Raw genomic sequence first — 16,902 nt, 5'->3', positions numbered from 1 at the left:
GGTACTCACCTTCACTGCGATCCACATTGCTTCGAATTCGAAGCAACTGTTGATGACTGTACCTCTGCTTCGAATTCGAAGCAAGTCTGTCGGTCACTGCCGGTGCGAGCGCATCGCCGCGGCGAGTTCGGCGGCGGCCTGGTCGATGCAGGCGCGCAGCCGCGCCGCGTCGCTGCGAGCCGTGGCCCGCCAGTCGGCGGGGCCCGCGACGACGAGCGTGGGCACGGAGTCGGCGTGCACGTCGGTCAGGCGCCTGCGCATCACCTGCGCGAGGTCGGGTGGCTGCCAGCGGGAGCCGTTGTTGAGCGCCAGCAGCACCGGCATGCCGGAGAGGACCCCGTCCCCGAGGGCGGCGAAGAACGAGTCGAACACCTCGCTCGGGGATCCGGTGAGGACCGGGGTCGCCACCACGAGCCCGTCGGCCGCCACGACCGCCGCGATCGCCTCCCGCAGGTCGAGACTGGCGCGGCCCTGGGCGGAGCGCTGGGCGAGGTCGGCCGTCAGCCGGTGCAGCTCCAGCACCTCCACCTCGGCGCGCGCACCACCAGCCGCCAGTGACCGGCACACAGCCTCCGCGACCCAGTCCGCGAGCAGGCGAGTCGGACGCGGACAGCCGACACCGGCGCTCACGACGGCCAAGGACACCGGACTCCACGCCGCGGTGCTCATCCCGGCATCGTGTTCGTTGCTTCTTCCCTGCGGCCGGGCTGTGGTGCCATCACCGGGGAGGGCCGAGGACGACGTTGCCGGACAGTTCCGCGGCTTCGGCGAGCAGCTGCGCGGGGATCTCGAAACCCTCCGGGCGTGGTTCACGAAGGTCACGGCCCGCGTGGCGGAACATCTTCTCCAGCCCTCCGGGAGTCGAGATGAGAAGTAGGTCTGCCTTCTCGGAGGTGATGCGGTAGCCGTGCGGGATGCGCCGGGGCAGGAAGACGATGCCGCCCTCCCACAACTCGTACTCCTCGTCGCCGGCCCACACCAGCGCCGAACCGGACAGGAGCAGGAAGACCTCGTCCTCGTTGTTGTGCACGTGGAACGGCGGCGCCTCGCCCTTGCTGACGTCGAAGCGGCCGACGGTCAGCTGCCCACCGGTCGCCTCGGCGTCCAGCAGGACACTGAAGACACTCCCGCCGATCCACTCGAGTTGCTGCTGGTCCTCACGTTGCGCGAGGTAGGGGATGCTCATGGCCGGTCCTCGGGATCCGTGGGCGGCGGCGCCGTCCTCCTTTCCGCAACCCTGTGCCGCGCCACTGCCCGATCTCCATGTTCTGCGATGCCCAGTCGGGCCCAACACTGCCCACACCGTGCGCTCACGAGGTCACGACATCGGGCCAAATGAGACCCTCGCGTCCGCCCGATCCACCCGCCCGATCCACCCGCCCGGGATGGCACCGGAATTCGCGGAGGAGTTCAGTTCCGGCTCCGCCCGCAGCGGCTGGAACGGCGGCACGCCACACTCTTCGAATTCGAAGCAGTAGACTCCGGTCATGCCTGATTCACCGCCGTCGCTCGACCCCGTGCAGCTCGGCGCCTACTTCGACCTCGTCGAGGTGACCAGCCTGCTCCGGCATGCGGTCGAGCAGCAGCTGCGCGAGACCGGGGATCTCAGCTATGTGCAGTTCCAACTGCTGGCCCGCCTCGGAGACTCACCGACGGGCAGCCACCGCATGACCGACCTGGCCGACGGCGTCGTCTACAGCCGCAGTGGCCTGACCTACCAGGTAGGTCTGCTCGAAAAGGAGGGCCTGGTCGTCCGCGCTCCCTCGCCGGACGACGAGCGGAGCATCACCGTCACCATCACCGATGCCGGGCGCGAGCTGCTTGCGAAGGTGCTGCCGGGTCACGTCGAGGTGGTCAGCGGCCTCCTGTTCGAGCCGCTTTCGCGCGACGGCGTCAAGGCTCTCGCCGGCCTGCTGGCGCCGGTGCGCGACCACATGCGCTCGACGCCGCCTCGCTCGGCCGCGCCTCGCCGCCGCAAAGGCGGAGCATAAGGACGCGACAGGCGTCGGAGCCCCGGAGACCGCGGCGGATCAGGACGAGTGTGATCAGCCGGGCGGCAGGATCGGTCCACCGGTCGAGGTTCGCGGGCTGCTCGACCGTGGAGGCATGACGGAAACCAGAGAGGAGCTTGGATTGGGAGCGACGGGCCTGGCGGGCCGGCTGGCGCAGGCTCGAGCCGGTGCGCTGGTGGGCAGGGAACCGGAGCGGGCGGTGCTCGACCGGATGCTGTCGGGCGCGGCGGACGCTCCGCTCGTGGCGTACATGCACGGTCCCGGCGGCATCGGCAAGTCCTCGCTGGTGCGCTACGCCGCCCGGCAGGCCGAGCTCACCGGCCGCCGCGTGGTGCACGTGGACGGACGGTTCCTCGACGCTGATCCGCGCCGGCTCGAGGAGCTCGCGGCCCCGGCGTGTGCCCAACCCGGTGCGGTGCTGCTCATCGACACCTTCGAGCAGTGTCAGCCGCTCGAGGCGTGGCTGCGCGAGAGCTTCCTGCTGTGGCTCGCCGACCATGCGATCGTGGTCGTAGCCAGCAGGGTCGCCCCCGACGCCGAATGGTCGCTGGACCCTGGGTGGGCGCAGTTGTTCACCGCACTGGCCGTGCGGCCGCTCGACGCCGCCCAGTCCCACGCCCTGCTCGCTGCGCGGGGTGTCCCCGCCGAGCAGCGCGGCGCCTTCGTCGCCTTCGCCGGAGGCAGCCCGCTTGCCCTCTCGCTGGCCGCCTCCGTCCCCCCGGCCGCACCCGGCGCACCGTGGGAGCCGACCGGCGACGTCCTGACGACCCTGGTCGAGCGGCTGGTGGGCGACCTGCCCAGCGCCGTCCACCGGCGCGCCCTGGAGGTGGTCGCGCAGGCCTACGTCACCCGCGAGCCCCTGCTGCGCGCAGTGCTGGGTGACGCGGACACCGACACGGTGTTCTCCTGGCTGCGCCAGCTGCCCTACATCGAGGCCACACCCGAAGGGCTGCACCCGCACGACTCGGTGCGGGCGACCCTCGAAGCCGACCTGCGCTGGCGGGACCCCGAGCGCTACGACGATGTCCGCGCCCGCATATCGCTCGCGGGCCTCCAGGCCGTGCGCGGCGCCGCCGAGAAGGACGCGCTGCTGCGGGTCGCGGAGTGGATGTTCCTCTTCCGTAACCAGGGCGGACCGGACGACCTATACAACTACCGGACACACCCTCACATCGAAGACACTCCGCTCCGGGCCGAAGACGTGCCCGGCGTGCTGCGCATGGCCGAGGAAGCGGAGGGCCCGGCATCAGCGGCAGCGGTCGCACACTGGGTGCGCCGCCAACCGGAGGCCTTCCGTGTCCATCGCTATGCGGGCTCCTCCGTACCCGCGTCATTCATGGCCATTCTGCGGCTCGACGCACCACTGCCCGAGGACCGCGCCGAGGACCCCGTGATCGCAGCAGTCTGGGACCTAGTGGAGGCGGCCGCTCCCCTGGGGCCGGGCGAGCACCTGGGCATCCGCCGCTTCGCGGTGCAACCCGGCGGGCACCAGCGGCCCTCGCCCCTGATGGAACTCACCAGCCGGCGCACCATCGGGGAGGAGATGAGAACCCACGGACGCGCGGTGACCTTCACCGTCTTCGAAGACGCCGACCGGTGGGGGCGCTACCTCGCCGAAGCCGGGATGCCGGAGGTCGCGGCCGTGGACGTCGACGGGAGGCAACAGCACGTCTTCGGCCGGGACTGGCGACGGCAAACAGTGGAACAGTGGGTGCAACACCGCGCTCGCACAGCGGTCCCGCCCGTAGCAACATGGCCCGCAACCACCTCCGCGAGTGGCCCGGGCGACCAGTTACCGCGCGCCGCGTTTGCGGAAGGCGTGCTCGAGGCGCTGCGCACCTGGCACACCCCCCGCGAATTCGCGACCAGCGTCCTGCTGCACTCCCATCTCGTGCCTCCGGGCTCACCCGACCCGGTCGCAGACCTGCGCGGCGCCATCAGCACCGCCCTCGACGCGCTGCAGATCGACCCCCCGGGCGTCAAGGCGCACGAGGCTCTCACCGCCACCTACATGGCGGCCTCCCGCACCCACAAGGCCGCCGCCCGACGACTGGGGGTGCCCTACGGCACCTACCGGCGTCACCTCGCCCTGGCCAAGGAACGTCTCATCGAATACCTGCTGCGACATCCACACCGACCCCACCACACTCTTTGCCGGAGTAGTGAGATCTCTGCGAAACCGCCGGGCAAGACGGCCTCGGCGGTCACCAGCACACTGCCACGGCCACCCAGGACCTCGCCGAACTACCGTTGACATCCTCTCCTCCCCGAAGGGAGGGGATTCCTGGCTCAAGCCTGGCTTTTGACCTTGAGGGCCGGCGCGCCTCATCGACGGGACTGCATCGCATGCCCCAGTGCCACGAGGCCGATACCAACAGCCAGGACCGATGGGGAGCGCAGGTTCCAGCGGATCAGCATCAGGATCGCCCCTGCTCCGCAGAGTCCGGATTGCCGTACTCGCTGCTCGAGCCATGGGCCGGGCATGCGGCTGAAGAGCAGAGCGTGCACCCTGATGACGGCCAAGGTGATGACCAGGGCTGGGTTCCTCAAACGGGGTACACATATCGGCGTCGTAGTGGGCGAGTTGGTGGTGCGGGTCGGACCCAGATCCAGGGGTCCGGAAGGCTGCTCGGTAGGTGTCATCTGATCAAGCTTTGTGTCACTTGAAGTCCTGGCGGGCGTGGATGAGTGCTGGGGGCCACGGCCGACCGCTACACGCCGCCCGCTAGCATCCCTTCGCATGATGAGGCGGGGGATGCGACTGGGTGTCGTTACGGTGCTGGCGGCGATCTGTGTCTCGGGTCCAGGACGGCCGGAGGTCATCCGTACGGCGTCGGACCTCGGCCCCCTGCCGGCCGACCGCTACGACTACACGCCGCAGGACTACCAACAATCGCAGCGGGCATCGGCGTTGCTGGTCCGGCAGTGCATGGCGGAGCACGGCCACCGGGACTTCCCGCTCGACCCCCGCTACCCGAGCGACCCCATCGTCGCCACCGCGGTCGGCACCGACTACGGCGTCCTGGATCTAGCCACCGCCCGCCGCTGGGGCTACGGCTGGGACCCGGCCAAGTCCCCGGCCCTCCGCCCGAAGGGCCGCCGGATGACCAACGCCGAGTATGCGGACTTCCCCGCCTGCAACGCCGAGGCGAGCCGGCGGCTGATGCGCGGCATCGACCTCAAGCGGGACTGGCTCTACGCAAGTACACGGGCGATCGAGGTCGACAAGGCGGTCAAACGCGACCCACGCATCCGCGCGGCTTGGGACGTGTGGTCCCGCTGTGTGGCAGAACGAGGATTCACGCGCTATCCCGACCCCGTCGCGGCGTACACCGACAACGCCTGGCAACGCAGCAGTGACGGCAACACCCGGCATACGCAGCGGGAGCGGGCCACCGCCGTCGCGGACGTCACCTGCAAGCGCCGCCACCATACGGCCGAGCTCTGGCACGCTGCACGGGCGCGGCAACAGACCGTGGACATCACACGGCACCGCGACCGCTACGCCGCCGGGCTGCAGGCGCTGCGGACGTACCGGGCCACCGTCGCCGAGGTGCTGCGGAAGCTCGGCTAAGAAGCTGGGTCACATCCTCTTTCCGCAGGCCAGCGCATTGTGAAGTGTGAGAGTGATCCGGTTTCCCGTTCGGTTGGGCGTCAATGGACGGCCGGCCGAACGGCAGTGGGGGACCTTCGGGCGGCTGCCGCGAGAGCGGCCGGGAACGTTGTGGGGCGGCGGTCTCGTCACGACGGCGAGTCATGAGGGTGCCGGGGTGACAGGGGCGTCGGCACTGGCGATCAGGTGCTCCGCATCGGGGAGGAAGACCTTGAGGTCGGCCTGGTCCCTCCCCTCGATCCCGATGGCGAATAGGTGGCTCTTGCCTCCGTATCTAATGTCGGACAGATAGAGCCGTAGCACCGCGGGCTCGGCAAGGCCATAGACGTTGTCTCCAGAATTCGGCCAGGTCAGAAAGTCTACGCAGGCTCGCACCGGGCAGTCGGAGGCCTCATTCACCGCCTTGCTGGAGATCGCGATGTCGACTACCTGCGCAGGGAGAGCGTCGGTGCCGATCGTGTCGCTCCGGGGTTTGGAGACCTGTAGGTTCGGGCGGGTTCTGAGCCACGCCACCAGCCCCGACGCGGTGCTGGCAACTCCGGCGGCACGTTTGTGGTCGTTACCCACCGGGATGAGGTCGGACCAGAACAGGACCCGGTGCAGATCCCAACTGCCGTCCGGCGCCACGGAGAACTCAACGGGCTGGTCCTCGTGGCTCTCCCACCGTCCTGTGAAGGTCACCGTCAGTTGCCCGTTGAAGAAGTGTGACGTCCGATGCGGGCCCGTAGGCAGGCTTCCGGGATCCGAACCCCCCCGAGAGGCACGCCGGGGCGCACCCCGGGATTCCCGCCGATGCGGTGGCCGTGGCCGCCGGAGTTCCGGATGAACCCCCCGAGTTGCCCAAGCCGCTGGAGCCGCCGCAGCCGGCGACGAGGACTGCGGAGAGCGGGACCGCGAGAAGTTTGAGAGCGGATTTCACGACAGACCCCCATTTTGATCCGACGCCTAGATCGGCGTAAATGCTCCCAGCATCTGATGTACCGGCATAGGCGAAAACGCAGGCGGGGTACCGGCACCGTTGTGACGACGGCCAGGTCGGGGTCTGTCAAACGATCAACGATCCGTTTGACAGGCCCTGCGTTTCCTCTTTTCGCAGCTCACGGAGGCATGAATGGTGGTCGTGATCCCCGCTTGCCGTTCGATTGGGCGTCGATGGTCGCTGTTCCGAACGCCACCGGTAGCGTGCTGGTCTTCAGGCGGCTGCGAGGGTGACCGGCGGCGCCTCGTTCTGGCGGCGGGGGCGGGCCAGGCGGCGGGACATGAGGGTGATGAAGGCCCACTGGATGTGGGCTTCGGCGTGGGACATCAGTAGCTCGTAGTCCCTCGCGTTGCGCCGGGCCCGCATCGTCCAGGAGTCGCTCCGTTCCACCACCCGCCTCTTCGGCAGCAGGACGAAGCCTTTGGCGTCCTTGGGGCGGGGGACGACCTTGATCGTGATGCCCAGCGTGTCTTGGGCCCAGGTGCTGAACTCCTCGCCTCCGTAGCCGACAGGGTGGCCTAGCTGCCAACTGCACTGTGTTCGGGGAGGGGTGTGCGTGGGGTGCACGTTCGCCCGGGCGTCTGTCGGCGTGATCCGGTCGTCTCGGGGCACCCACTGCGCCTGTCCCGCTCCGTCGGGAGGAAAAGATCACGCAGGCAATGGATCACCCCGTCCCGCTCGCCGGGTAACGTCAAGGTATGAGTCATCCACACCCCGACCTCAAAGCCGCCCCACCCCTTCCCGCAGGAGGGTTGCGGGTCGTCGCCCTGGGCGGTCTGGGTGAGATCGGCCGCAACATGACCGTCTTCGAGCACGCCGGCAAACTGCTCATCGTCGACTGCGGCGTGCTGTTCCCCGAGGAGACCCAGCCCGGCGTGGACGTCATCCTGCCGGACTTCACCTCGATCCGGGACCGGCTGGACGACATCGTGGCCTTGGTACTCACCCACGGCCACGAGGACCACATCGGCGGCGTGCCGTACCTGCTGCGCGAGCGGTCCGACATTCCCGTCGTCGGCTCCAAGCTGACGCTGGCGTTCCTGGAGGCCAAGCTCAAGGAACACGGCATCCGGCCGCGCACGGTGCGGGTACGGGAGGGCGACCGGCGCGGCTTCGGGCCCTTCGACTGCGAGTTCGTGGCGGTCAACCACTCCATCCCCGACGGCCTCGCGGTCGCGATCCGCACCGGCGCCGGGATGGTGCTGCACACCGGCGACTTCAAGATGGACCAGTTCCCTCTCGACGACCGCATCACCGATCTACGCGCCTTCGCCCGCCTCGGCGAGGAGGGCGTGGACCTGTTCCTCACCGACTCCACCAACGCCGAAGTACCCGGCTTCACCACCTCCGAGCGTGAGCTGAATCCGGCGATCGAGCAGGTGATGCGCACCGCGCCGCGCCGGGTCATCGTCTCAAGCTTCGCCAGCCATGTGCACCGCATCCAGCAGGTCCTGGACGCCGCCCACCAAAACGGCCGCAAGGTCGCCTTTGTCGGCCGGTCGATGGTCCGCAACATGGGCATCGCCCGTGACCTGGGCTATCTGAAGGTCCCGTCCGGACTGGTCGTGAGCACGAAGGAGCTGGAGAAGCTCCCCGACCACAAGATCACTCTGGTGTGCACCGGCTCCCAGGGCGAACCGATGGCCGCGCTGTCACGGATGGCCAACCGCGACCACATGATCCGCATCGGCAAGGGCGACACCGTCCTGCTCGCCAGCTCCCTCATCCCCGGCAACGAGAACGCCATCTACCGGGTGATCAATGGACTCACCCGGTGGGGCGCCCACGTGGTCCACAAGGGCAACGCCAAGGTGCACGTCTCCGGGCACGCCAGCGCCGGCGAACTCGTCTACTGCTACAACATCGTCAAACCCCGCAACGTCATGCCCGTGCACGGCGAATGGCGCCACCTGCGGGCCAACGGCGACCTCGCCATCCGTACCGGTGTCGACCCCGACCGGGTCGTCATCGCCGAGGACGGCGTGGTCGTCGACCTCGTCGACGGGCGCGCGTCCATCACCGGCAAGGTCCCCGCCGGCAACGTCTACGTGGACGGCATGGAAGTCGGCGGCGCCACCGAAGCGTCCCTCAAGGACCGCCTCACCCTCGCCGCCGAAGGCGTGGTCACGGTGGTGGCGATCGTCGACGCGGACACCGGCGCCCTCGCCGAGGCCCCCGACTTCCTGGCCCGCGGTTTCGTCCACGACGACACCACCTTCGAGCCGGTCATCCCCGTCATCGAGAAGACCCTGGCCACCGCAGCCGAGGAAGGTGTCGGGGACGCACGCCAACTCGAACAACTCCTCGCCCGCGCCGTGGCGAACTGGGCTTTCCGCACCCACCGCCGCAAGCCCCTCATCATCCCCGTCATCATCGACGCCTGAGCCACAGCACGGCAGCGCGCTCCCCGGTTCCGCTCGCGGCCCGGCGGGCATCGAGGCCGGGCTCGGGAGTCAGCGACCACGCGAGGAGGCCGGGGTAGCACCGCACCCCACAGGACGGTTCATCGGAAACATGACACTCACCGCGCGGCCGGGGAAGTCTGCAGGTCAGGCAGAGTTTCTCGGCCCGTTGTGCAGGCCGCACCGGAGCGTCATGACCGAGGGTGCCGCTCTGCGCGCATGCGCGCGGACGTACTTGCCGGTTACAGCTGCTGAATTGCTGAGCCCCTCATACAGGGCCCTCACCCGGGGCGACCGCTGGGGATGGCGAGTTCACGGCCACGGTAAAAGCCTTCCCGCTCCTCCACGACGTACGGGGCCATGGCGGCACGCCGCTGAGTCTCGGACTCGGAGGCCCGCCAGGAGTCGCACGCCTCGTTGGAGTCCCAGAAGGACACCCCGGTGATCTCCTGTCCGTCCTCGGACCAGTACGCGAAGGCACGGTGCATACCCTGCGGACGGGTGGCCGGCCGCCACGCCTTCTCGAAGTCATCGAGGGTGCCCGGCCGAATGCGGCGCGTCGACACCCACACGAAGTGTTCATCCATCCCGTCCTCCTCCGCTACGTCGGCCCGGCTCGTCGGCGCCCATGCGACCACCGTAGGTCCGCAGCACCGATTGCGCCTGAGCGGCGATCGCGGTGCTACGGAGAATCCCCCTGTGGTGTCGGCAGGGGCTGAGTCGCGACCCGGTGTGCCCTGTACTGCGCCGTGCGCGGCAGACGTCCCCGGCACGGAAGGCGGGACATGATGGACGTAAATCAGCGTTCCAGGAGGAGGGGTACAAAATGGCCGAATCCGGCCCTGGCGGTGCCGACGATGTGGCGGGCGGCAAATCGCGGTTCGATGACATCTACGACCGTCCGGACCCCCGCGCGTACTTCCAGCGGCTGGCCCCGCTTGAGTACGAGATCCCGCATCATGCCCAGCCGGTCTTCCGGCAGGTAGCAACCGACCGGGCCGCGCTCGACGACGGCCACCCCGGCAGGCCGGCGATGCTGGACGTGTGCTGCTCGTACGGGATCAATGCCGCGCTGCTCAACCACGACGTCACGCTGGCGGAGATGTACGAGCGGTACACCTCCCCTGCTTGCCAGACGATGTCGAGGTCAGAGCTCGCCGCATGGGACAAGGAGTTCTATGCCGAGCGACGCCGACCTGACGCAGTACCTGTCTTCGGCCTGGACGTGGCGGCGCCCGCCGTGCAGTACGCCCTCGAGGTGGGACTGCTGGACGCCGCTTTCACCGATGACCTGGAACAGAGTCCACCCAGCCCTGGTCTGAGGCGCGCGCTCGCCGAGGTCGGCCTCATCACGCTGACAGGCGGCGGCAGCTATATCACCGCCCGGACATTCACCGCACTGCTGGACGGTGCCAGAAGGCCGGTGTGGGTCAGCGCGTTCGTTCTGCGGACCGTGTCGTACCACCCGATCGTCCGGGTACTGGCCGTGCACGGTCTGAGCACCGCCGTCGATGTCTCCCACACCTATCCGCAGCGTCTCTTCACCGACGAGCGGGAACAGCGGTATGCGATCGAGGCGGTACGGGCGCTGGGAGGCGACCCCGCGGGGCGCGAGGAGGACGGTCGTTTCCACAGCCTGCGCTACGAGTCCCGGCCCGATACGCGGTGACAGTCAGGCGACCGAGCAGAGGCTCACTGCGCGCAGCCGACGTCCAGTACTTCGATCACCTCTCCGTGGACCGTGTAGACGAGCCAGCACCACTCACCGAACGCTGCCGCCAGGTCCGGGGCCCGCATCTTCGCGTCCTCGGTGACCGCGTCGATGAGCGCCATGATCTCCGCGTGCATCTCGTCCGGCACCTCAAAGAGCACGCTGGCGGCGGGTTGGACCAGTTCGACTCGCATGACGCCCCCGCAGACGGGCAGGCAGGACACCAGGCGAAGCGGCGTACACCGCTCGGCTCGATGACCGAATAAAGTCCTTCACGACCACCATAAATCCACTGCTTGCCGCGCGAGGCGGCGCCCGCGGGTCGGCCTGGGTGCCGACGGAACGAGCGGTCGGCCGCGGTGCGGCGTCAGCGGCTGGCGGTGCGCGCGTGCCCGCCCCGACGCCAGCCATGCTCGGTCGAGGCCCGGGCGAGAAGGCTCACTGCCTGTGCCACGGCGTCTGCGGCGTTGCGTTGCCCCATGAGGACGCAGAGTGTGTAGGCGGCGTCGTCGAGCCGGCGGTAGCTGAGCGAGTTCAGCGGATTCCGCAGCAGACCGTTACGCGCGAAGCGCAGCGGCAGCGGTCCTGACGTGGACGTGGGGCAACAGCATGCGGTCGCGCTTCCCTATGCCGTCAGACCGCGTCGCACGGCGGAGCCCCGCCCAGAACAGGTCCGCCGTGCGGCGGCAGGTACGGCGGCGGCGCCTTCCAGCAGCCAGTTCACGCGCTCAAGCTCTTCGAACGCGGCGGCGATCGGTTCACCCCGGCCGAAGCCGGCGAAGGGCCTGTCCAGCAGGCTGCCGGGCCTTGCCGGACGGGCAACGTCATCGCCGTTCACCTCTGGAGAGTGGGCCATACGGGTCGCCCTCCAGGGTGCGCGTCTCCGCAGCGCCGGGCGACTCGACCCCGTTCACGCCGTCCTCATCACCGGCAACGCCCAGGCGCCCCATGAACGCGGGCTCGCTGCGCGCCAGGACACGCTGGAGCTGCACCCGCAACTCCGTGTACTGCACACCCGTGCCGTATCGCTGTGCTGCCACGGCATATCCAACGAATTGGGCCTGGGGAGCGAAGTGCGCCGGACGGGTGGACCCGCGAACTCGCCGCGACAGACATGCAGGACCGGAACTCTGGTCGGACACTGGGGGCAGAGCAGTGGCTGACGGCGTACGACCCTGGGCGCGATGGCTATGAACCACGGCACGACACACTCCTCCGGTGCGACGGATGCCGTCTCCACACGTTCCGTGTTCGGCGCGCCGTGCTGGGTGAGTCTGAGCAGCCGCGACCTCGACGCCACGCAGGACTTCTACGGGGCCGTACTGGGCTGGCGGTGGCGCACCGCCAGACTCGGCGACCGTTTCCGGACCGCGCTGGCGGACGGGGTACCCGTCGCGGGGGTCGCGGAGATGGCTACCACGTGGCAGATGGCCGTGGCCTGGACGCCGTACTTCGCCGTGGCGAACGCGGACGAGGCGGTCGCCCGCGTCCGGGAGCGCGGCGGGACCGTGGCAGTGGGGCCGATCTCTTTCCCTCCCGGAAGGGCGGCGCTGCTCGCGGACCGCGACGGGGCCCGCTTCGGCGTGTGGCAGGGGAAACTCGCCACCGAGTGGGAGGCGTGGCGGCAGGCAGCATCGACGTTCATCACCCTGCACACCCGTGACGCCTTCGACGCGGCCATCTTCTACGGCGAGGCCCTCGAATGGGCCTCGGACCTGCCCGGCTCCTGCGAGGTCGAGTACGCGGGGGGCGAAGTACTGCTGCGCAGCCAGGGCACCGTCGTGGCCCGCATCGAGTCGGGCTCGGTGGAGACGCCACCCGACCCTTCGGTCCGACCGCACTGGCAGGTCCACTTCACCGTTGCCGACGTGGGACCGTGCGTCCGAGCCGCGGGGAAGTACGGCGGCAGTGTCTTGGCGGAGGGCGGGCAGGAGGCCACGCTGCGCGACCCCGACGGCGCCCAGTTCACGGTGACCTCGCGTCGGCAGTACTGACAAGGCGGAGCCACCGGATCAAGGGCCTCCCAGTGATCGGGGACAAGGTCGTGATCGGCATTATCAGCGAGGCGGACATGGCCCGTAAGGTCACCGCTGTCCCGCGTGACCGGCTGCCGCCGCTGCACCTACGCCGGGTCGCTGCGCCGCGTCCGGGAGACGAACGGCGACATCGACGTCCTCGTCGCGTCCGAGAAAACGGCGCCGCTGATGAAAGCGTTCACCCAGCTGCCGTACGTCACGGAGGTTATCGCGCACGGCCAGGCGAAGACCTCGGTGCACACCGTCAAGGGGCTGGCCGTCGATCTGCGGGTCGTACCGCCGGATTCCTGGGGCGCGACTTCGCAGTACTCCACCGGCTCGAAGGCGCACGACATCCGCACTCGGGAGCCGGCCGTGCACGAGGGGCTGAAGCCGTCCGAGTACGGCCTGTTCGACGCCGAAAGCGGGGGGGAAGATCGTCTCCGAGACCGAGGAGGAGGTCCATGCCCGGCTCGGGCTGCCGTGGATTCCGCCGACATCAGTCGAGCGCCCCGGCCTGATCGGAGCGCCCGTCGCGGTCCTGACGCACAGCACTGTGCAGCTCTGCGACGGCCCCGCTGCCGTATCGCCGCAACAACCACACCCCGAACGCGGCGTGGAAGACGTACACGTACACCTGCCACCGGTCCGGCGCCGCACCCGGCGAACGGATCTGGAAGAAGTCGTCCAGCCCGTGCACCACGACCATCGGCCAGACCGAGCCGATCGCGAAGCGCAGCCCGGCGCAGGCGAAGCCGAACAGCCTGGCGGCCAGCATCTGCCACAGCGTGTCGTCCAACCGGGCGTCGAAGAACAGGTAGTTCTGCACATGACCGACGCCGAACAGGACAGCGACGCCGATCGCCGCGCGCGTCGCCCCGAGCGGGGCAAGGATCTGCTGCACCAGGCCCCGGCTGGACACCTCCTCGTTCATGCCGACCCACAACAACGAGACCAGCGAGCTGACGAGCATGGTCGTGCTGCCGTCGAGGCCCGCGAGGGCGTACGAGCAGGCGACAAAGAGCATGGGGACGGCCAGCCACCAGCGCCGCACCCGGCCGAGCGTCGCCACGCCGGACGCCCGCAGCCACCCCCACCGCCACAGCACCAACCAGGCCCCCGCGAAACAGATCGCGTTGACCACGGTCGCGCCGAGGCCGGGAAACCAGGACGGGGCGAGGGGCGGCAGGACCACCTTGGCGAACAGCACCAGCACGACGTGCCAGGCGAGCGTCAACTCGACGGCGCCGCACAGCGGATGGCGCGTCGCGTGGCCTTTCCACCGTTTCATCACGGGCCGAGCGTAGCCAGGAGAGCGCGGAGGAACGGGGCTCATGCTGATACCTGCGACGAGTCCGACCGTGAGTGCCGTCAGTACGCGAAGCCAGCGCCAAGGCCCCCTGGAGGTTCTTCCTACGACACGACTCTCAACCCCACGGGGAAATGCCTGCATGCATCCGCGCGGTCCACGCCGCCCCCGGCCGCACGAACGAGGGGCCGGCGCCGGGCGACGGTCCGAGGTGAGCGATGGCTGGGAGGACACCGAGAGAACCAGTCGCCGACACCGGCGCCTTCTGAATAGCGGCTGCCACCGCGCGGGTGTAGCGTTTTGCTCTAGCAGTCGTGGTTCCGAAGTCCCGTTCGCCCGTGATCGCATTCACGGGCGTTCTTGCGTTTCAGCGCCTCTCCGGACCAGGGCGATCACCTCCCGGACACGCAGGGCGCGGGTCCGGTTTCCCTCGAAGGAGACAGTCATGGCCAAGGGCACTGTGAAGTGGTTCAACAGCGAGAAGGGCTTCGGATTCATCGAGCAGGAGGGCGGCGGCCCCGATGTCTTCGCCCACTACTCCAACATCGCGGCCCAGGGTTTCCGCGAGCTGCAGGAGGGCCAGAAGGTGGAGTTCGACGTGACGCAGGGCCAGAAGGGCCCGCAGGCTGAGAACATCCGCCCCGTCTGATCCCGCTGTTGCGGCAAGGCCGGCGTTCCGCACTTCAAACGCCGGCCTTGCCGCGTGCCGTAATTCGTCAGCGTGCCGGGAGCACCTCGGCGTCTTGGCACGCACGGGAAGCCAATGAACCATCGGCAGGAACACAGGGTTGCGTTGAGGAAGTGGTGTACGGATTCGGGCTGACCCGAGGGTTGCTCCGGCTCCTCACTTCACCCCGGCGAAAGCTACGACAGCCTCCGATTCGCATCCTGTTCGTGCCGTGCGCCGACCAGGGACACAATGATCAGCCACGCCATCGAGCCGCTGCGTAAACGCGCGCCTCGCTGGCCGGCGTCCGCGACGGCACCGTGGCCTCACCGGCATGGTCAAGGGCGTCAGATGGCGACGGCGCCGACCTGGCGCACATATCGTCCTCATGACACTGCACGAAAAACGCCGACCACTCGGTCGGCAGTTGCGACGTACCCCGGGCGAAGACCGCCACCGTGTCGCCGCGCTCGTAGGTCAGCCCACCCTGGTCCACGACGGGAGAAGTCTCCAGCAGACGAGCGAGCGATGCGGGGTCGAAGCCGTACTCGTCACGCCACATGGTGACGATGTCGGCCGACGTGCACCCGGAGCACTCCTCGGTGAGGAAGTCCGTTGGAAGGCCGCCGCCGAGCAGGCGGCCCAGCGCGGTGAAGTCGCCTGCGCAGGCCGCCCGATGAACCGGATCGACCACCTTGCGCCACGCGGCAGCATACCGCCAGCCACCCACCCCGGTGAGGTTCGGCGGCGAGCACCGCGCTGCGCCGGCCGAACTGTGCGCCTGCGGCACGCCCGACGGCCCGGCAGGCGTTCCATGCGACGGCGAGTTCACCCACCAGCTTGACGGCGCGCGGGTTCCCCGGATCGGCCGCGACCTGCGTGCGCAGCATCCCGATCAGCTCCGCGACGGTGGCCGCCCGGTTCGGGCACGCCCGGTCGGCCTCGGGGTGCAGGAACAGCGCCAGCAGGTTCCGCTCCCGCTCCCGCTGCGGCTGCGGCTGCGGCCGCCGGGTGAATTCCCCCAGCAGGGCTCCGCCGAGCGGGTTCCAGGCCAGCACGTCCAGGAAACGGCCTACGACCAGAGCGGGCGAGGTCATCGTGCGCAGCAACCGCCGTGTGGTGTCCGGGACTTCCTCCGGCTCGTACGTCCGCGGCGGGCGGGCCGGGATGCGCGCGGCGGCGGCGAGGCTGTGCAGGTGCCGGGACTCCTCGGCGGAGAAGTTCAGGGCGCGGGCGAGGGCGTCGTCGTCTCCGCGGACCGTATCGCGCATGCCCCGGCGGACCTCTCGTCGGTCGAGGCGGCTTCCCTGGTGGTCGCGGGTTCCACGGCGCTGATCGCGCTGCGCGACAGGGTGCACATCAAGGCCGGGGAGCGGGTGCAGGTCCGGGGCGCGGCCGGCGGAGTCGGCACGGCCGCCGTACAACTGGCGCACGCCATGGGCGGCCAGGTCACCTCCGGCGCGCTGCGCCGGTGATCGACAGCGTGTACCCGTTCGCGGACATCGCCGCGGCGCACCAGGCGTTCGAGCGGGGCGGCGTCGCGGGCAAGCACGTGGTGACGGTGCCGCGTAGCTCCGTCTGACGGGGTCCGGTCAGTGGGGTGCGGTGCGCAGGTCGATGCCGCGGACGTGGGCGTCGGCGGTCACGATCCGGGTCGCCATCCTTGACAGCCGCTGCCGGTCGGTTTCGGGAAGCGGTTCGACACACCCCTCGATCCGCTCGGCGAACTGGGCGGCGACCTGCTCGACGAGTTGCCGGCCCGCATCGGTGATCGATACCTGGAATGAGCGACGGTCGGTTGCGCTGGCCGTGCGGGTGACCAGACCGCGGCGCTGTGCGCGGTCGACCAGGCCGGTGATCGAGGACTTGTCGAGGCCGAGGTGCCGGCCGAGCTGGTTCATGGTCGGCTCCCGGTCCCGCAGTATCCCGAGCAGCCGTGTCTGAACGACCGACAGGTCGTGCTGCCCCGCGATCTCCGCCAGGGCGCTCTGCACCAGGAACGACAGCTGGGCCAGGGCATCGACCAGCCCGAGGCCCTCAGCTGCGGGCGGTGGTCCGGGCGGGGTCGGCATGTCGTGGGATGACGTCATGTCCTGATCCTACTTGCAAAGGTACGTGGCACCTACTAGTTTGATTTGCGTCACGAACTAAATCCTTCGTGGCACATACTAAATTGTTCGTTCCGCGTACCAAG

Annotated in this window: 21 protein-coding genes and 1 pseudogene; 10 read left to right on the top strand and 12 right to left on the bottom strand. The window is 69.2% G+C overall.

Annotation, left to right across the window (positions count from 1 at the left end):
* Positions 1-93 precede the first annotated feature (93 nt).
* A complete protein-coding gene (locus ACWGJB_RS45515; protein WP_453385919.1) occupies positions 94-669 on the bottom strand; it encodes an NAD(P)H-dependent oxidoreductase in 576 nt (191 codons plus the stop codon).
* A 49-nt stretch (positions 670-718) separates the two neighbouring features.
* Positions 719-1,186 carry a cupin domain-containing protein gene (locus ACWGJB_RS45510; RefSeq protein ID WP_453385918.1) on the bottom strand — a complete coding sequence of 156 codons (468 nt, stop codon included), beginning with the start codon at positions 1,184-1,186 and terminating at the stop codon, positions 719-721.
* A gap of 301 nt (positions 1,187-1,487) precedes the next feature.
* Between ACWGJB_RS45510 and ACWGJB_RS45505 the strand changes: the two genes are divergently transcribed.
* From ACWGJB_RS45505 to ACWGJB_RS45495, 3 genes are all read left to right on the top strand, one after another.
* Positions 1,488-1,991 (top strand): MarR family winged helix-turn-helix transcriptional regulator, encoded by a 504-nt coding sequence (locus ACWGJB_RS45505; RefSeq protein ID WP_453385917.1) that lies wholly within the window; start codon positions 1,488-1,490, stop codon positions 1,989-1,991.
* A gap of 115 nt (positions 1,992-2,106) precedes the next feature.
* Positions 2,107-4,266: an ATP-binding protein gene (locus ACWGJB_RS45500; protein ID WP_453385916.1), complete on the top strand. Its 2,160-nt coding sequence runs from the start codon at positions 2,107-2,109 to the stop codon at positions 4,264-4,266.
* 501 nt (positions 4,267-4,767) lie between these two features.
* Positions 4,768-5,586 (top strand): hypothetical protein, encoded by an 819-nt coding sequence (locus tag ACWGJB_RS45495; RefSeq protein ID WP_453385915.1) that lies wholly within the window; start codon positions 4,768-4,770, stop codon positions 5,584-5,586.
* 180 nt (positions 5,587-5,766) lie between these two features.
* Here ACWGJB_RS45495 and ACWGJB_RS45490 read toward each other — a convergent pair whose 3' ends face one another.
* Positions 5,767-6,306, bottom strand: a complete 540-nt coding sequence (locus ACWGJB_RS45490) for a hypothetical protein (protein WP_453385914.1) — start codon at positions 6,304-6,306, stop codon at positions 5,767-5,769.
* 511 nt (positions 6,307-6,817) lie between these two features.
* Positions 6,818-7,216, bottom strand: coding sequence for a hypothetical protein (locus ACWGJB_RS45485; protein ID WP_453385913.1), 399 nt, complete (start codon positions 7,214-7,216; stop codon positions 6,818-6,820).
* 86 nt (positions 7,217-7,302) lie between these two features.
* Here ACWGJB_RS45485 and ACWGJB_RS45480 point away from each other — a divergent pair, with 86 nt between their 5' ends.
* Positions 7,303-8,988: a ribonuclease J gene (locus ACWGJB_RS45480; RefSeq protein WP_453385912.1), complete on the top strand. Its 1,686-nt coding sequence runs from the start codon at positions 7,303-7,305 to the stop codon at positions 8,986-8,988.
* 299 nt (positions 8,989-9,287) lie between these two features.
* On the opposite strand, the gene ACWGJB_RS45475 is transcribed toward ACWGJB_RS45480, so the two are convergent.
* The gene (locus ACWGJB_RS45475; protein ID WP_453385911.1) at positions 9,288-9,593 is read right to left on the bottom strand and encodes a hypothetical protein; all 306 of its coding nucleotides are present in this window, start codon (positions 9,591-9,593) and stop codon (positions 9,288-9,290) included.
* Positions 9,594-9,832: 239 nt separating this feature from the next.
* Between ACWGJB_RS45475 and ACWGJB_RS45470 the strand changes: the two genes are divergently transcribed.
* Entirely contained in the window at positions 9,833-10,675 is an 843-nt protein-coding gene (locus ACWGJB_RS45470; protein ID WP_453385910.1) for a hypothetical protein, read from the top strand.
* A gap of 23 nt (positions 10,676-10,698) precedes the next feature.
* Here ACWGJB_RS45470 and ACWGJB_RS45465 read toward each other — a convergent pair whose 3' ends face one another.
* The 3 genes from ACWGJB_RS45465 to ACWGJB_RS45455 form a co-directional block, all read right to left on the bottom strand.
* Positions 10,699-10,911 carry a hypothetical protein gene (locus tag ACWGJB_RS45465; protein WP_453385909.1) on the bottom strand — a complete coding sequence of 71 codons (213 nt, stop codon included), beginning with the start codon at positions 10,909-10,911 and terminating at the stop codon, positions 10,699-10,701.
* A 173-nt stretch (positions 10,912-11,084) separates the two neighbouring features.
* Positions 11,085-11,255 carry a DUF5133 domain-containing protein gene (locus ACWGJB_RS45460; RefSeq protein ID WP_453385955.1) on the bottom strand — a complete coding sequence of 57 codons (171 nt, stop codon included), beginning with the start codon at positions 11,253-11,255 and terminating at the stop codon, positions 11,085-11,087.
* A gap of 286 nt (positions 11,256-11,541) precedes the next feature.
* Positions 11,542-11,757: a hypothetical protein gene (locus tag ACWGJB_RS45455; protein WP_453385908.1), complete on the bottom strand. Its 216-nt coding sequence runs from the start codon at positions 11,755-11,757 to the stop codon at positions 11,542-11,544.
* A gap of 150 nt (positions 11,758-11,907) precedes the next feature.
* Here ACWGJB_RS45455 and ACWGJB_RS45450 point away from each other — a divergent pair, with 150 nt between their 5' ends.
* Positions 11,908-12,711: a VOC family protein gene (locus ACWGJB_RS45450; RefSeq protein WP_453385954.1), complete on the top strand. Its 804-nt coding sequence runs from the start codon at positions 11,908-11,910 to the stop codon at positions 12,709-12,711.
* A 96-nt stretch (positions 12,712-12,807) separates the two neighbouring features.
* Positions 12,808-13,261 (top strand): annotated as a pseudogene (locus ACWGJB_RS45445) (DNA polymerase/3'-5' exonuclease PolX); the annotation flags it as partial.
* Here ACWGJB_RS45445 and ACWGJB_RS45440 read toward each other — a convergent pair.
* Positions 13,232-14,023, bottom strand: coding sequence for a CPBP family intramembrane glutamic endopeptidase (locus ACWGJB_RS45440; RefSeq protein WP_453385953.1), 792 nt, complete (start codon positions 14,021-14,023; stop codon positions 13,232-13,234). The pseudogene ACWGJB_RS45445 and the gene ACWGJB_RS45440 sit on opposite strands and share 30 nt — an antisense overlap.
* A 463-nt stretch (positions 14,024-14,486) precedes the next feature.
* On the opposite strand from ACWGJB_RS45440, the gene ACWGJB_RS45435 reads away from it, so the two are divergent.
* The gene (locus ACWGJB_RS45435; protein ID WP_020120296.1) at positions 14,487-14,690 is read left to right on the top strand and encodes a cold-shock protein; all 204 of its coding nucleotides are present in this window, start codon (positions 14,487-14,489) and stop codon (positions 14,688-14,690) included.
* Between the two features lie 274 nt (positions 14,691-14,964).
* On the opposite strand, the gene ACWGJB_RS45430 is transcribed toward ACWGJB_RS45435, so the two are convergent.
* Together ACWGJB_RS45430 and ACWGJB_RS45425 are read right to left on the bottom strand one after the other, a co-directional pair.
* Positions 14,965-15,270: a hypothetical protein gene (locus ACWGJB_RS45430; RefSeq protein ID WP_453385907.1), complete on the bottom strand. Its 306-nt coding sequence runs from the start codon at positions 15,268-15,270 to the stop codon at positions 14,965-14,967.
* Positions 15,260-15,979, bottom strand: coding sequence for an MmyB family transcriptional regulator (locus ACWGJB_RS45425; protein ID WP_453385906.1), 720 nt, complete (start codon positions 15,977-15,979; stop codon positions 15,260-15,262). Before ACWGJB_RS45425 ends, ACWGJB_RS45430 begins: the two co-directional genes overlap by 11 nt.
* 39 nt (positions 15,980-16,018) lie before the next feature.
* Between ACWGJB_RS45425 and ACWGJB_RS45420 the strand changes: the two genes are divergently transcribed.
* Positions 16,019-16,183, top strand: a complete 165-nt coding sequence (locus tag ACWGJB_RS45420; protein ID WP_453385905.1) for a hypothetical protein — start codon at positions 16,019-16,021, stop codon at positions 16,181-16,183.
* Positions 16,180-16,290, top strand: coding sequence for a zinc-binding dehydrogenase (locus ACWGJB_RS45415; RefSeq protein ID WP_453385904.1), 111 nt, complete (start codon positions 16,180-16,182; stop codon positions 16,288-16,290). The genes ACWGJB_RS45420 and ACWGJB_RS45415 overlap by 4 nt, the downstream gene beginning before the upstream one ends.
* Before the next feature lie 10 nt (positions 16,291-16,300).
* Here the strand turns inward: ACWGJB_RS45415 and ACWGJB_RS45410 are convergent, their stop codons facing one another.
* Positions 16,301-16,798 (bottom strand): MarR family winged helix-turn-helix transcriptional regulator, encoded by a 498-nt coding sequence (locus ACWGJB_RS45410; protein WP_453385903.1) that lies wholly within the window; start codon positions 16,796-16,798, stop codon positions 16,301-16,303.
* Positions 16,799-16,902 lie beyond the last annotated feature (104 nt).

The organism is Streptomyces sp. NPDC054813 (assembly GCF_053611365.1).
Note: the sequence above shows the minus strand (reverse complement) of the source record. Positions and strands in the feature narration are given on the sequence as shown.

Excerpts from the sequence above, each read along its gene's own strand:
- ACWGJB_RS45450 (WP_453385954.1), top strand. The coding sequence starts at position 11,908 with ATGAACCACGGCACGACACACTCCTCCGGTGCGACGGATGCCGTCTCC.
- ACWGJB_RS45480 (WP_453385912.1), top strand. The coding sequence starts at position 7,303 with ATGAGTCATCCACACCCCGACCTCAAAGCCGCCCCACCCCTTCCCGCA.
- ACWGJB_RS45435 (WP_020120296.1), top strand. The coding sequence starts at position 14,487 with ATGGCCAAGGGCACTGTGAAGTGGTTCAACAGCGAGAAGGGCTTCGGA.
- ACWGJB_RS45465 (WP_453385909.1), bottom strand. The coding sequence starts at position 10,911 with ATGCGAGTCGAACTGGTCCAACCCGCCGCCAGCGTGCTCTTTGAGGTG.
- ACWGJB_RS45410 (WP_453385903.1), bottom strand. The coding sequence starts at position 16,798 with ATGACGTCATCCCACGACATGCCGACCCCGCCCGGACCACCGCCCGCA.
- ACWGJB_RS45430 (WP_453385907.1), bottom strand. The coding sequence starts at position 15,270 with ATGTGGCGTGACGAGTACGGCTTCGACCCCGCATCGCTCGCTCGTCTG.
- ACWGJB_RS45515 (WP_453385919.1), bottom strand. The coding sequence starts at position 669 with ATGAGCACCGCGGCGTGGAGTCCGGTGTCCTTGGCCGTCGTGAGCGCC.
- ACWGJB_RS45440 (WP_453385953.1), bottom strand. The coding sequence starts at position 14,023 with ATGAAACGGTGGAAAGGCCACGCGACGCGCCATCCGCTGTGCGGCGCC.
- ACWGJB_RS45425 (WP_453385906.1), bottom strand. The coding sequence starts at position 15,979 with ATGCGCGATACGGTCCGCGGAGACGACGACGCCCTCGCCCGCGCCCTG.
- ACWGJB_RS45470 (WP_453385910.1), top strand. The coding sequence starts at position 9,833 with ATGGCCGAATCCGGCCCTGGCGGTGCCGACGATGTGGCGGGCGGCAAA.
- ACWGJB_RS45475 (WP_453385911.1), bottom strand. The coding sequence starts at position 9,593 with ATGGATGAACACTTCGTGTGGGTGTCGACGCGCCGCATTCGGCCGGGC.
- ACWGJB_RS45500 (WP_453385916.1), top strand. The coding sequence starts at position 2,107 with ATGACGGAAACCAGAGAGGAGCTTGGATTGGGAGCGACGGGCCTGGCG.
- ACWGJB_RS45510 (WP_453385918.1), bottom strand. The coding sequence starts at position 1,186 with ATGAGCATCCCCTACCTCGCGCAACGTGAGGACCAGCAGCAACTCGAG.
- ACWGJB_RS45505 (WP_453385917.1), top strand. The coding sequence starts at position 1,488 with ATGCCTGATTCACCGCCGTCGCTCGACCCCGTGCAGCTCGGCGCCTAC.
- ACWGJB_RS45495 (WP_453385915.1), top strand. The coding sequence starts at position 4,768 with ATGCGACTGGGTGTCGTTACGGTGCTGGCGGCGATCTGTGTCTCGGGT.